The following is a 12,837-nucleotide window of genomic DNA, read 5'->3' as shown; positions in this document are numbered from 1 at the left end:
TGAATGGCAGAAACTATGGAAGACCTACAATTGCTTTCGTTTAACATAATTCTTCACGCAGGAAATGCACGTTCATTTGCGATGGAAGCAATTATGCTAGCAAAAGAATACAAGTTTAAAGAGGCACGGGAAAAAATTGAAGAAGCAGAAAAAGAATTTATTGAAGCGCACCATATCCAAACGAATCTTTTACAGGAAGAAGCAAGTGGTAATCAAAGTCAGGTTACTGTGATTCTTGTACATGCGCAGGATCATTTAATGACATCTATGGCAGTTAAAGATTTAGCTAATGAAATGATTGATATGTATGAAAGAATGCAACAAATGGAGGGGGAAAAGTAATGAAAATACTATTAGTTTGTTCAGCTGGTATGTCTACATCTATGCTCGTTAAAAAGATGCGTGCAGCTGCTGATGAGAAAAACCTGGTTGCGGAAATCGAAGCAGTTCCGGAATCGCAATTAAAGAACAGTCTGGAAGGACTTGACATAGTTCTAATTGGTCCACAAGTTCGCTATCTTGAGAAAAAAATCCGAGAACAAGTAGAGCCTAAAGGGATTAAAGTTGATGTTATTGATTCTATAGCATATGGCATGATTCAAGGAGATAAGGTATTAAATCAAGCAATTGAATTATTGAATAAATAAATAATGATATAGTTAGAAACCCAAAAGGCTTGTAAAAGTACAGCGCCCTAAAAGTTAGTTCTTCCATCCTAACTTTCAGGGACCACTACTAAATGTACAAGCCTTTTTGACATTGAACAAGTTATTCAAGCTTTTCTTCGCGTACTTGTAATCGCCGTTTCCTTCTTTTTTCAGCAGTGAGGAATAATTGCTCTTCTTGATTAGTCTCAGGTATTACACCAAGTACAGGGGTAGGCTTTCCTTCATCATCTACTGCAACCATTGTTAAGATGGCCGTAGTGGTTAACGTCTTTTCTTTTGATTTCAGACTTTGGCATTCTACTTTTACATAAACCTCCATGGAAGTTCTTCCGGTAGATATAACGACTCCCTCTAAATGTAAGATATCTCCCACCTTTGCAGAGGAAAGGAAATTAACGGTATCAATCGACGCAGTCACAACTACTCGGTTACTGTGCTTCATAGCTGTAATCGCTGCAATCTCATCAATGTAAGATAAAACCGTTCCACCGAAAATGGTCTCTAAATGATTGGTATCTGGAGGTAATACTAGTTTTGTTTGGCTAGTTCTGGAAACACTTGCAGGTAGTCCTTCTTCTTCCATTCGAAATTCCTCTTTTCTAGTCAGTTGTTATCTCAGTGAAAAGGAAAGATAAAAAAAGCCATCACAGACGGATGGTTTAAGTTACAAGAGAATATAACATTGTAAAAGAATACACTGTTATTATGGGTTCCCTCGCTTTACCTCCCCAACTCCCGAAGAAGATAATACGCTTTAATACTGGCAGGTCTCCTGACTTATGCTTTCACCTACTCTAATCCCTTCCCGTTTAAAAACAGTGGATATGATTATTTCGTCAGCATTTACAGTTGCGGGTACAGTTCTGGAATTTCACCAGATTCCCTATTAAGTCTAAATAAAACACCAATATTAATGGTCAAATTATTTAATTTCCTTACATAGCACAATATACTAAAAAAATAATGTTTTTACAAATTAACTGGAGTGCTAAGCTTAGATTTATTTACTGGAATAACATATAAGTACCAAGGAAAAACTACCGAAAAAGGAGGTTATAAAAATGAAAAGGTTCTTATTATTGTTATTCTTAATCATTCCTACTTTCTCCCTTGCAGCTTGTGGAGACGATGAGCTACCTGAGGAAGGGGAAGATGTAGAGGAAATTGAAGAAGAAGATGAAATTGGGGACGGAGAAATAGATGATGAGTAAGGTGGAATAACGTAGGAAAAGCAGCACCATCACGGGTGCTGCTTTTCCTTTATCTCCGACATTAGACAAACTTTTTTGACTTTATTAATAATTTTCCTTACAATTGTCCATTATAAACAAATCTATTCAAACAAGGATGATGAGTGTGAAAAAGGTTGGAGTTTTAGTTGGTAGTTTGCGGAGAGAATCATACTCTAAGAAACTAGCTAACAATGTGGTAACATTATTTCCAGATGGGTATGAAATAGAATGTATTAAAATTGGTAACCTCCCATTCTATAATCAAGACTTTGATGATGAAAATAATGTACCAACAGAAGTTGTAGATTTTCGTAATAAGCTAGGTGAGTTCGATGCCTTTTTATTTATAACACCTGAATATAATCGTTCTGTTCCAGCAGTTCTAAAAAATGCACTTGATACAGGATCCCGTCCAAAAACGGAAAATAGATGGGGTGGAAAGCCAGCCGCAATTATTAGTCAATCACCTGGAGGAATTGGTGGATTTGGTGCCAATCATCACTTACGTCAATCCCTTACTTGCTTAAATATGTCAGTACTCCAACAGCCAGAGGCATATATAGGTAATGTTGCAACATTATTAGATGAAAGTGGTTCTCTTACAAACGAAGGTACAGTAGAATTCCTGCAAAAGTTTGTAGCTAAGTTTGTAAAGTTAATCGAGAAATAGAAATAGTAACTATAAAGATCACCGTTAATTACCTAGATGATTGTAATTAACGGTGATTTTCTTTTACAGGATTCTGATGGACTGTTTCTTGAATTTCTTTCATTTTTTCTTCGACTAAGGGATAAAAATATTCCCTTGCACTTTCCGTTGAATTCCCACCAAAAAAGTTAGTTCCTGGGCAGGATTTGACTTCATTGCTTTTGGCATCATCAAGTACCCGTTCTTTTGTTTTAAAGTTCCACCAATGATGATAGGTAATTGTATCAATGGAAGGGATTAAATCGAACTTTAAACTAAGTAGTGCCGTGATGTACACAATCGTTTCTTTCTGCTCCTTCGTCATTTTGTCATGCCCAAGATCGAAGTTTCCAAGGTTCTCAATAGCAATCCCATGTTTGTTTGCCTTTGGTCCAATAGATCCTTCAGGTGCAATGTTCAAAGGTCTAGATACAGCAATCTTTCCATCAGGGAAGGTAGTAATGTTTTGAGCGATATTACTCCAACCCATTGCTTTCATATGGTGATTTTGCATGCTATTTAATAATTGAAAATGATTATTACCTCGAAAGTGTTTGTAGGATGGTTTCCAAGTGTGATGTTGTTGAATTAAATAAATATCTCTTGTCATTTGTTGATTAAATAACCAATCTTTAAATTCCTGTTTTGACATCAGAATATGTTGACCTTCCATTGTCATTTTCTTTGGTTTGACTTTTAGTATTTGACCTGGGTATAAAGTGTTTGTTGTAAGATTATTGGTTTCTATAATTAATGCAGCAGTTGAATGATGGGTCAAGGCAATTTCTTCTAATGTCTCTCCTGGAGATACTTCGTGGAAAACTGGTACCCGTAAACGTTGCCCTTCTACTAAGAAATCAGATTGAAGACCATTCGTTACTTTTAAATCAGTGGTAGTAGTATTAAAACGTTTGGCAATGCTTGGTAAGGAATCACCAGATTGGACGATATGTATATTAGCTGATGTAAGTCCTTTAGCATAACTAGGGGATGCTGATACCAGCAATATGAAAGTAAAAAATATGACAACCCAACCTCTTGTCTCCATTCTTCATTTCCTTTCCTTTATCTTTTTAATTATTCTCAGATAAAATCTTGTTTCTATACAAAGAAAAACCGCCCCCCTTAAGGAACGGATTAATTATCAGACCTGAAAATATAATAAAATTTCCTACAAGGAACAGACTGCTATAGCGTTATTGGAATTATTTCAAACACGAACCAGTATGGAAATGATTCATAGGAAGTTCTCCTAAATCATTTCCATCACTAAACGAGGATAAAATGATGTATAACATCTTTGCAATTTGTTTTTCTTAAATTGCTGTTTTAATACCAAAACTAACTAATATAAAACCGGTGGACCTTTGAAAAATCTTTTGAAATCGGGGATTGTTCATCCATTTTTTAGCGTAATCGACAATTTGAACTAGGATTAAAAACCAAAGAACTGCAAGAACGGTAAGGATTAATCCTAATAAGATTAGTTGTTGATTGATATGATAATGAAAGTCAATAAATTGCGGCATGATTGTAATATAAAGAAGAACAGTTTTGGGATTGAGAATGTTGCTAAGTAGGGATTGCAAAAAGGACTCTTTATACCCCTTTTGACTCACTTGCTTCAAAGGCTGCTTGGCATGTTCTTTGAAGTCTTCTAGTGAAAACATGTTCTTGGAAAAAAAGCTCTTAATACCTAAATAGATTAAATATGCTGCACCTAAATACTTAATAGTATTGAATAATACAACTGATTTTGCGATGGTCATTGATAAACCGAATATCGCAATTAATGTCCAAAAGGTAAGACCTGCCGCAGTGCCAAGTGCTGAAAAGCGTCCTGCTTTTCGGCCATAAGTAAGTGTGTTTTTAATAAGAAGCATTGTGTCTGCTCCAGGTAATACAACCATAAATGTTGCTATCAGTATGTATGATAATAAGTCCATACAACTTTCTCCTCTCAGCTATGCTATTATAAAGCCTTCATTTTATAGTGACTACCCTAGTAACTACTTTTTGTATATTTTATCAGAAAAATTTCAAAACGCAAGTAAGTTTTGTTAAAATAAGAATTACTACCTAGCGAACCATTGCGGAGGAGGGAAAATGATCAAGAACATATTAGAGACCTTGAAAAGCTTACAGTTTACGGAGTATGAAGCGAAGGCATATGTAGCGTTATTGGAGGAATCGCCTCTAACAGGATATGCTGTTGCCAAAAACTCTGGGGTACCACGTTCGAAGATATATGAGGTATTAGAAGGATTAGTTGCAAGAGGAGATATATTCATTAGTCATGGTGAAAAACCACAGTATGTCCCTGTTCCAGCTAAGGAATTAATTAGAAATCGTCGCAAGAAAGCTAAAGCAGATTTTGACCAGGCCGAGAAGCTTTTTGAACAATTTAATCAATCCTCAACTGATCGGGAGAACATCTGGAATATTAGGGGAAGTAAAGACATTTTGGAAAAAGTGAAGGCATGTATTACTGGGGCAAAAAAACGAGTATTATTAGAGGTTTGGAAAGAAGAATATCTTGAATTGGAAGCCGAGCTTAGGGATGCGGCAAAGAAAGGGGTCAATGTTACACTAATTGCTTATGGCGATGTAGAAGCTGATTTTGCAAATGTATACTTAAATGAAATGAGCCAACAGATCACGGAAGAGTATAGTGGCAGATGGCTTGTGTTTAGTGCAGATGACTCGGAGGTAGTCGCGGGCATTGTTTCTTTAGGAAAAGATAGTCGTGCAGCTTGGACGATGCATGTCGGACTAGTAATGCCAATAACAGAAGTAATCATCCATGATTTATATATTTTAGAAATGCTAAAAGCTCATGGGGATATATTAGAAAAAACCTTTGGAAAAAATCTCAAAGATTTACGCAGAAAGTTTTCGATACATCCGGACTTTAAGAAACATTACGTTAAGTAAATATACATGAAATTTAATATGTGGGGGAGAAGAATATGGAGAAAGTCTTACGTGAGATAGTTTTGGAAGGTTGTTTTAATTTTCGTGAACTAGGTGGCTATGAGACTAGTGATGGACGTCGTGTGAAAAGTGGTGTCCTATTTCGTTCTGGAAATTTGAGTAGATTAACAGAATCTGATAAGGAAGCCTTAAAAGGATTGGGTATTAAGCATATTGTTGATTTGCGAGATGATGATGAGATAGAGAAGCACCCAGATCCGGCAATTGATGGTGCGAAATGGCATCATATCCCTTTGATTAAGGATGAAAAAGTAGTAAGACAAGCAGGCGATTTGAATCAATTTGAGAGTAAGCTTGTCGGAAGTAAGCCAGGAGAAATGTTAATTTCCTTGAATCGTGGGTTAGTGGCCAATACAGCTGGATTTGCAGAAGTTTTTAAAATCTTGTTAATGGATCCTGACAAGCCGTTATTATTTCATTGCATGGCAGGGAAGGATAGGACAGGTGCTGTTGCTGCCCTTTTATTAAGTGCACTTGGTATACCTCAAACTGTAATAGAAGCGGATTACATGTATACAAATAATTCATTAAAAGAAATGGAAAGGGGCTTTGCTGAAATTGGTTATAGCATGCCTGACTTTATTGATATTGATGTTGTTAGGGCTATTTATGAGGCACGTTTGGAATATATCCGAGCATTTTATGATGAAATCGAAAAGAATTTTGGCAGTATAGATGTATACCTTTCTGAAGGATTAGGATTATCGGCAAATGATTTAAGTACATTACGAAGCCGTTTGCTAGATTCCTAAAGCGAATGTATTAATATGGAAATATGTAACTTTTTGTAGTAATTAGTCCGATTCTTTTAACCTATTATATGGTAAAATAGTACTAAAGTTCTATATCAATGGGAGAATTGCAAATGGTAATCGATTATATTTTATTCCTGACAATAGCGTGTAGTCTTGCAATCATTGCAAACTTTCTGCGATTTAAAGGAAGAGACACCGTTAATAAGTGGGTATTAATTCTTTCAAGTTTAGTATTCATAGAAATCTATGGATTTTTATCTGATTTTACCTATTTTAGTTTAAGCCTTTTGTTAGTCATTAGTATTTCTGTGATTAGTTTTGGACTAATTGGGGGAATCACTAGTTCTTTACTCGCATTTTTACAGATAGTAGTACTCCAAGATGAGAATGCAATCTTAATAGTTTCTGGTTATATAGTATTTGTAGTCGGTTTATTTTTTGCTACTAGATATATGAGAGCGGTTACTTCGGAAAGCCATGATAGGTTATCCATTTTACTTAACAATTCAAAGCAACTTAATTTATTTCGTGAAGTTAGTCTGACAATGCAGCAAACATTGAATTTGGAAAAACTGTTACAAACCATACTCACTACCGTAACCGCAGGCTATGGTTTAGGATTTAATCGAGCGATTATTATGCTAACTGATAAGAGTGGTACAAGGCTTAAAGGTAAGATGGGGACTGGACCGATGACAGTTGCAGAAGGTTTGAAGACCTGGGAGGAAATTTCTAGGAAAAAGTATGACTTAAATGATCTGATTCAAATGAAGGGAAAAGTGGAAACTACAGATCAAAAGCTGAATGACCGTGTAAAAACATTTGAAATCTCACTGGAGCAAGAAAGTTTCTTATCGAGGACATTGGAAAGTGGTATTCCTTGTCATTTGGATGGATTGGATCAAACAGACGAAATATTAAAGGGATTTGTTGCAGAGTTTAATATAGCGGAACTGGCTGTTTTCCCACTTGTAAGCCAAGGAAATAAGGTTGGAGTACTCTTAGTGGATAATCCGGTAAATAAAAAGTCTATTACTGCAGCAGAGATTGATAGTGTTATTCCACTTGCCAACCAAGCAGCTATTGCCATCTATCAAACACATCTATATAACCAAATTGAAAATATGGCTCTTCGTGATGGCTTAACTAATCTTTTAAATCAGCGAGCATTTCAAAACCAATTAGAAGAGTTTAGTTTGGTTGGGGACGGGACAATCTTATCACTCATTATGATAGATATTGATTCATTTAAGCATTTTAATGATACGAACGGGCATTTGATCGGTAACCAGGTTCTAGTTAAACTATCCGAAGTTATTCAGAATACACTCGCAGATGGGCAACTAGCTTTTCGGTTTGGTGGAGAAGAATTTAGTGTCTTGTTATCAGGAGCGGATACCAAACGTGCAGTAGAAGTTGCAGAAAGTATACGAGAAAATGTAGCCAATACATCTTTTCCCTATGAAGAAAAGCAACCATTTGGCAACTTGACGATAAGTGTTGGTGTTGCTACGAAAAAGGTAACAGATTCTATGCAAATTCAGGAGCTAATTGATTCAGCAGATAAGGCACTTTATGAGGCGAAGCGAACTGGGAAAAATAGAGTTGTAGCAGGTAAAGGGGTGCTACATGATGAGTAGTGTTATTATTTTCATTGGTATGGTTGTTTTTATAGGAATACTTATATTTACTAGTCGGGTCTTTTACTTAATGGAGTTAAAACGTTTTACAAGAAAGATGACACGACAGCTTGGACTAGATATTTTGGATCTATCGTATTCTTTTGACCAAATGGTTTATGTTGTTTCATTACCAAGTAGTATAGAGAATATTAAGAATGCCAACAAAAATGATCTTTTAATTGACCGGGAATATACTTCTTATTTTTTCCCTGAACTAATAGGTATAAAAATATATTTAGAAATAGACCATAGTAAACAAACCATCGCCTATTTGCCGATTAAAAGCTTTAGACTTCCGAAGCTGGATGAACTGTTAGAACAGGGTAAAATAAATGAAGCTGATTATTTAAAGATTAGTACATTTAAACTAATTCATGAGACAACATTAAATGATATTTCTGAAGAAGTTTACAAACAACTTATGTATAATAAAAATATAGGATAAATTGATATAATAGTAATATAATGTGAAGAGTCTAGAAGCGCATCTGAAGGTGTACTTCTAGTTTTTTTTACTAGTTAGCAAAGTATAAAAAACTTTCCGTTGACATAAGAAAAACTAATACATTCGCAAAAGGACGAATGAATGTGAGTTTTTCTAAACTTAAATTAGTGAATTTTTTTCTATCAATATGATGACTGTTTCGGAAATGGAGAAAAACAGATGCAAAAGATAATGATTGTAGAAGATGACCCAAAAATTGCAGAACATCTTCATATCCACATTGAGAAGTACGGTTATGGGGTTTCTGTTGTAACAGACTTTGACCATGTGATGGATGAATTTCATAAAAGACAACCACAACTCGTTCTACTTGATATAAATTTACCAAGCTATGATGGGTATTATTGGTGTAGGCAAATACGGAAAAAATCTGTTTGTCCGGTTATCTTTATATCTGCACGGGTTGGCGAAATGGATCAAATTATGGCACTGGAAAATGGTGGTGATGATTTTATCACAAAGCCGTTTCACGCAGAAGTTGTCATGGCAAAAATAAGAAGTCACTTAAGACGCGCATATGGAGAGTATGCTACACGAGCTAGTGAGCGCGTGTTAGAGAATACAGGTCTTAAACTTTTTCCTGAGAGGCTAGCACTAACATTAAAAATGGAAACTGTTTCATTATCCAAAAAGGAATCGGATATTATAGAAAGCTTAATGGAACGATATCCTAGGGTAGCCGGTCGTGAGGATTTATTGGAAAAGCTCTGGGATGATCATTCGTATGTAGATGAAAATACATTAAATGTAAATATAACAAGGGTGCGGAAAAAGTTTCAGGAAATTGGTATCCAAGATGCTATTGAAACAGTGAGGGGCGCTGGGTATCGTTTAGTTGTTACATGGAACAAGGAGGATGAAGTATGAGACTGTTCATGAAAGAACATTATCTGCTTGTTTCCATACAAGTAGTTCAGTTGTTAACTTTTCTATCAATTTTTTGGCTAGATGGCTATCGTGATACAAAAATTTTTCTTTATGCCGCTTTTCTTAATTTTTTCTTTCTTGGTTGTTACCTCATCTTTCATTATTTGAATCATCGTAAGTTTTATAAACGACTTGATAGCCCAATCGATTCCTTAGATGAGTCCTTTCAGAGAACGGAACAAGCGCCAATGTCAGTGGCACTTGATCATTTAATACAAGGACAATATAGATTACTTCAGAATCAGCTTAGTCAATTAGAGCATCAACAAGAGGAGTATCGAAAGTTTATGGATCAATGGGTACACCAAATGAAAACACCACTTTCGGTTATCGAACTGACTGCCCAGGGCTTAGATGAGCCAGATTCATCCAGTATACGCGAGGAAACAGATCGCATGAAAACAGGTCTGAATACGGTTCTTTACATGGCTAGGCTTCGGACAATTGAACAGGATTTTCATATTAAGCCGGTAACCTTAGCCAATATCGTTCATGAGGTCAATGGTGAAAATAAACGATTTTATATTCGGAATCAGGTTTATCCTAAGTTAGAAGAAGAGAAAGAGGGAATAACTGTAGAGACGGATGAGAAATGGTTGTTTTTTATTTTATCCCAGATCATTCAAAATGCAGTTAAATATTCCGCGGGAAAAAGTAATCGTATTGTCATTTCTATTTATGAACGGGATAAAGAAGCCGTATTGGAGGTAACAGATTTCGGAATTGGTATACCGGTTGAGGATAGGCGGCGGATATTTGATCCGTTTTACACAGGAGAAAATGGAAGGAAATTTAGAGAGTCTACTGGAATGGGGTTGTATTTAACAAAGGAAACAGCTAATTACCTTGGTCATCAAATAGAAATGGAATCAGAATTAAATAAGGGCACGACATTTCGAGTGACTTTTTCCGAAACACAAAACCTTACAATCTTGTAGATACCGTGGAAGAAAATCAATCGCTTATATTTTTCATAGTACAGTGTAGTAAATGGTGTGTTCCTTTCATGTGTTCATTTCTTTTATAAGACACAGGTTAAATGAAAAAAGTAAATAATCAGGGACCTTCCTTTAGAATAAGGAAGGCGTTTTTTATGCAATAAGCATGGCAACATCCCTATAATAAAGGGTTTAATAAATGATTAATAGTTAGAAGGGCGTGGATTATGGAAATTTTGCTTTTCTTCATCATTATCTTAATTGCCTCAATCCTACAAACGAGCACAGGATTTGGGTTCTCCATTTTAGCAACACCATTTCTTCTCCTGTTATTTGGACCAGCTGAAGCAATACAAATAAACTTAGTACTTTCGCTTATTATTTCCATTGCACTAATTTGGAAGATTAGAAGCGATATTGATTTTACCATTGTTAAAAGACTTGTCGTGGGAAGTGTATTCGGGCTTCCAATGGGTATAAGTATATTTTTGATGATGGATATAGACAAACTAAAGATAGGTATCAGTCTTGTTATTTTAGTCTTAACCCTGCTACTCATTCTTAAGTTTCGGATTAGCTCTTCAAAAGGAAGGGATTTAGTTGTAGGGGGACTCGCAGGTGCTTTAACAACTAGTATTGGCATGCCTGGGCCGCCACTATTGTTGTATTTCTCAGGGACCAATACACAAAAGGAAACGTTAAGAGCTACAACACTTTGCTTCTACTTATTTATCTATCTAGTTAGCCTAATCATACAAGTTATTTTTGTTGGAACAAATAAAGTTGTCTGGATCTCTAGTAGTGTTGCTTTGCCACTTGTATTACTGGGTTTATATCTAGGCCAAATATTATTCACTCGGATTAATCAACATATCTTTCGTATCGGTACATATGTCATTCTGCTTTTCACTGGAATTTACTTGTTAATAGAAGGATTGTATTAAAGAGAGGCTTGGACCCAAGTGTTTTACAGTACACAATACTTTGATCCAAGCCTCCACTTAGTCTTTGTTATTTATTCATTAAGCTATGTCTTCTTCCGTAAAAGAAATAGATGATTAATCCAAATAGAAACCAAATTCCAGATGCTATTAATGTATCAATGGATAGTTGTGTGATTAAAAAGATACACGATACAAAGGATAAAATTGGTATAAAAGGAAATAGTGGAACTTTAAATCCACCGCTTGAGACTTTTTTATTCTTCCTTAAAAAGATCACACCAATTGATACAATCGTAAATGCGAGTAAAGTACCCATATTCGTCATTTCAGCAAGTTTGGATAATGGTAATAAACCTGCACATAAAGCAATAAGGATGGAAAAAATCCATGTGCTAAAGACTGGTGAGTTGTTATTATTTAAGCGACTCATTTTTTTGGGCAATAATTGATCTCGACCAAGTGCAAAAAGTAATCTAGTTCCTCCGTACAGTAGTACAAGAATCACTGTCATCATCCCAACTATAGCACCAAGTGAAATAAACCCGGCAATCCAATTCTGGTTTACCATTTCCATTGCAAAACTAACAGGGTCACTAACATTCAAGTTGGTATAGGAAACCATTCCGGTTAATACAAGGGAAACTGCTACATATAATAATGTACAAATTAACAAGGAACCAATAATACCAATTGGCATTGTCCTTTGCGGATTTTTAACCTCTTCTGCAGCAGAAGAAACAGCATCAAATCCAAGATAAGCAAAAAATACAAGTGCTGCACCCGAAAATACACCATCCCACCCAAAAGGTAAAAAGGGCTCCCAATTCATTGGTTTTACGTAGAAAACTCCTACAATAATAAACAGCAATATCACACTTATTTTAATAAATACCATAATTTTATTCAGTCGGTTCGATCCTTGTAATCCAAACGAGAGGAAGAAAGCTAGCGATAGAACAATCACGATAGCAGGGAGATTAATATAGGTTCCTTCTGCTGGATTAAAAGGCCCTGTAATTGCAGTTGGAATGGTAATGTTAAAACCCTCTAATAAGGAAACAAAATAAGCAGACCACCCTGTTGAAACAGAAGCAGCGGCTAGACCATACTCCAGTACTAATGCCCAAGCCACAATCCAAGCAACAACTTCCCCAAATACAGAATAGCTATAGGTATAAGCACTTCCTGTTATTGGAATGGACGAAGCAAATTCGGAGTAACACATCGCAGCTAACGAGCAAACCATCGCTGCAAGGATGAATGAGTAAATAATAGCGGGACCAGAATGTAAAGCAGCCACCGTCCCTGGTAAAATAAAAATACCAGTTCCAATGATCGCTCCGACCCCAAGCATTACTAAATCAAATGCTCCTAATGTGCGCTTGAGTTGTATACCATCTTTCTGATAAATCATTTGATTAATATCTTTTTTTCTAAGTTTATTCACATGAAACCCTCTTTTGCTTTTCTAGATGTTGATTTGTTTTAAGTAGACTATTACTTT

General features: G+C 35.7%; 15 protein-coding genes and 1 riboswitch. Of the genes, 11 read left to right on the top strand and 4 right to left on the bottom strand.

The window, feature by feature from the left end:
- The first annotated feature begins 3 nt into the window (after positions 1 to 3).
- On the top strand, positions 4 to 342 hold the full coding sequence (locus tag K332_RS0115550) for a PTS lactose/cellobiose transporter subunit IIA (protein WP_026908297.1): 339 nt from the start codon (positions 4 to 6) through the stop codon (positions 340 to 342).
- Complete coding sequence (locus K332_RS0115545; protein WP_026908296.1) at positions 342 to 647, top strand: PTS sugar transporter subunit IIB; 306 nt, start codon at positions 342 to 344, stop codon at positions 645 to 647. Before K332_RS0115550 ends, K332_RS0115545 begins: the two co-directional genes overlap by 1 nt.
- 121 nt (positions 648 to 768) lie before the next feature.
- Here the strand turns inward: K332_RS0115545 and K332_RS0115540 are convergent, their stop codons facing one another.
- Positions 769 to 1,251, bottom strand: coding sequence for an acyl-CoA thioesterase (locus K332_RS0115540; protein WP_026908295.1), 483 nt, complete (start codon positions 1,249 to 1,251; stop codon positions 769 to 771).
- A 162-nt stretch (positions 1,252 to 1,413) separates the two neighbouring features.
- Positions 1,414 to 1,592, bottom strand: a riboswitch (cobalamin riboswitch).
- A 137-nt stretch (positions 1,593 to 1,729) separates the two neighbouring features.
- Here K332_RS0115540 and K332_RS24240 point away from each other — a divergent pair.
- Together K332_RS24240 and K332_RS0115530 are read left to right on the top strand one after the other, a co-directional pair.
- Positions 1,730 to 1,879, top strand: coding sequence for a hypothetical protein (locus K332_RS24240; RefSeq protein WP_169727369.1), 150 nt, complete (start codon positions 1,730 to 1,732; stop codon positions 1,877 to 1,879).
- A 139-nt stretch (positions 1,880 to 2,018) separates the two neighbouring features.
- Positions 2,019 to 2,570 (top strand): NADPH-dependent FMN reductase, encoded by a 552-nt coding sequence (locus tag K332_RS0115530; protein ID WP_036689133.1) that lies wholly within the window; start codon positions 2,019 to 2,021, stop codon positions 2,568 to 2,570.
- Positions 2,571 to 2,616: 46 nt separating this feature from the next.
- Here the strand turns inward: K332_RS0115530 and K332_RS0115525 are convergent, their stop codons facing one another.
- Together K332_RS0115525 and K332_RS0115520 are read right to left on the bottom strand one after the other, a co-directional pair.
- Positions 2,617 to 3,636, bottom strand: coding sequence for a LysM peptidoglycan-binding domain-containing protein (locus tag K332_RS0115525; RefSeq protein ID WP_026908293.1), 1,020 nt, complete (start codon positions 3,634 to 3,636; stop codon positions 2,617 to 2,619).
- Positions 3,637 to 3,904: 268 nt separating this feature from the next.
- Complete coding sequence (locus K332_RS0115520) at positions 3,905 to 4,534, bottom strand: homoserine/threonine efflux transporter (RefSeq protein ID WP_026908292.1); 630 nt, start codon at positions 4,532 to 4,534, stop codon at positions 3,905 to 3,907.
- A gap of 160 nt (positions 4,535 to 4,694) precedes the next feature.
- On the opposite strand from K332_RS0115520, the gene K332_RS0115515 reads away from it, so the two are divergent.
- From K332_RS0115515 to K332_RS0115485, 7 genes are all read left to right on the top strand, one after another.
- Entirely contained in the window at positions 4,695 to 5,522 is an 828-nt protein-coding gene (locus tag K332_RS0115515) for a TrmB family transcriptional regulator (RefSeq protein WP_026908291.1), read from the top strand.
- A 35-nt stretch (positions 5,523 to 5,557) separates the two neighbouring features.
- Entirely contained in the window at positions 5,558 to 6,334 is a 777-nt protein-coding gene (locus tag K332_RS22695; protein ID WP_051359495.1) for a tyrosine-protein phosphatase, read from the top strand.
- Between the two features lie 113 nt (positions 6,335 to 6,447).
- Entirely contained in the window at positions 6,448 to 7,977 is a 1,530-nt protein-coding gene (locus K332_RS23350) for a sensor domain-containing diguanylate cyclase (protein WP_026908290.1), read from the top strand.
- Complete coding sequence (locus tag K332_RS0115500; protein ID WP_026908289.1) at positions 7,970 to 8,464, top strand: hypothetical protein; 495 nt, start codon at positions 7,970 to 7,972, stop codon at positions 8,462 to 8,464. The genes K332_RS23350 and K332_RS0115500 overlap by 8 nt, the downstream gene beginning before the upstream one ends.
- Before the next feature lie 219 nt (positions 8,465 to 8,683).
- The gene (locus K332_RS0115495) at positions 8,684 to 9,391 is read left to right on the top strand and encodes a response regulator transcription factor (protein WP_026908288.1); all 708 of its coding nucleotides are present in this window, start codon (positions 8,684 to 8,686) and stop codon (positions 9,389 to 9,391) included.
- Complete coding sequence (locus tag K332_RS0115490; protein ID WP_026908287.1) at positions 9,388 to 10,389, top strand: sensor histidine kinase; 1,002 nt, start codon at positions 9,388 to 9,390, stop codon at positions 10,387 to 10,389. Before K332_RS0115495 ends, K332_RS0115490 begins: the two co-directional genes overlap by 4 nt.
- A gap of 224 nt (positions 10,390 to 10,613) precedes the next feature.
- Positions 10,614 to 11,333, top strand: a complete 720-nt coding sequence (locus K332_RS0115485; RefSeq protein ID WP_425414465.1) for a sulfite exporter TauE/SafE family protein — start codon at positions 10,614 to 10,616, stop codon at positions 11,331 to 11,333.
- Positions 11,334 to 11,400: 67 nt separating this feature from the next.
- Here the strand turns inward: K332_RS0115485 and K332_RS0115480 are convergent, their stop codons facing one another.
- Positions 11,401 to 12,780 carry an amino acid permease gene (locus K332_RS0115480; RefSeq protein ID WP_026908285.1) on the bottom strand — a complete coding sequence of 460 codons (1,380 nt, stop codon included), beginning with the start codon at positions 12,778 to 12,780 and terminating at the stop codon, positions 11,401 to 11,403.
- Positions 12,781 to 12,837 lie beyond the last annotated feature (57 nt).

Origin of the sequence: Paucisalibacillus globulus DSM 18846 (assembly GCF_000482485.1) — a bacterium.
Lineage (GTDB): Bacteria > Bacillota > Bacilli > Bacillales > Amphibacillaceae > Ornithinibacillus > Ornithinibacillus globulus.
The sequence above is the reverse complement of the archived record's forward strand: the minus strand, read 5'-3'. Positions and strand labels throughout refer to the sequence as shown.

Excerpts from the sequence above, each read along its gene's own strand:
- K332_RS0115550 (WP_026908297.1), top strand. The coding sequence starts at position 4 with ATGGCAGAAACTATGGAAGACCTACAATTGCTTTCGTTTAACATAATT.
- K332_RS0115545 (WP_026908296.1), top strand. The coding sequence starts at position 342 with ATGAAAATACTATTAGTTTGTTCAGCTGGTATGTCTACATCTATGCTC.
- K332_RS0115540 (WP_026908295.1), bottom strand. The coding sequence starts at position 1,251 with ATGGAAGAAGAAGGACTACCTGCAAGTGTTTCCAGAACTAGCCAAACA.
- K332_RS24240 (WP_169727369.1), top strand. The coding sequence starts at position 1,730 with ATGAAAAGGTTCTTATTATTGTTATTCTTAATCATTCCTACTTTCTCC.
- K332_RS0115530 (WP_036689133.1), top strand. The coding sequence starts at position 2,019 with ATGAGTGTGAAAAAGGTTGGAGTTTTAGTTGGTAGTTTGCGGAGAGAA.
- K332_RS0115525 (WP_026908293.1), bottom strand. The coding sequence starts at position 3,636 with ATGGAGACAAGAGGTTGGGTTGTCATATTTTTTACTTTCATATTGCTG.
- K332_RS0115520 (WP_026908292.1), bottom strand. The coding sequence starts at position 4,534 with ATGGACTTATTATCATACATACTGATAGCAACATTTATGGTTGTATTA.
- K332_RS0115515 (WP_026908291.1), top strand. The coding sequence starts at position 4,695 with ATGATCAAGAACATATTAGAGACCTTGAAAAGCTTACAGTTTACGGAG.
- K332_RS22695 (WP_051359495.1), top strand. The coding sequence starts at position 5,558 with ATGGAGAAAGTCTTACGTGAGATAGTTTTGGAAGGTTGTTTTAATTTT.
- K332_RS23350 (WP_026908290.1), top strand. The coding sequence starts at position 6,448 with ATGGTAATCGATTATATTTTATTCCTGACAATAGCGTGTAGTCTTGCA.
- K332_RS0115500 (WP_026908289.1), top strand. The coding sequence starts at position 7,970 with ATGAGTAGTGTTATTATTTTCATTGGTATGGTTGTTTTTATAGGAATA.
- K332_RS0115495 (WP_026908288.1), top strand. The coding sequence starts at position 8,684 with ATGCAAAAGATAATGATTGTAGAAGATGACCCAAAAATTGCAGAACAT.
- K332_RS0115490 (WP_026908287.1), top strand. The coding sequence starts at position 9,388 with ATGAGACTGTTCATGAAAGAACATTATCTGCTTGTTTCCATACAAGTA.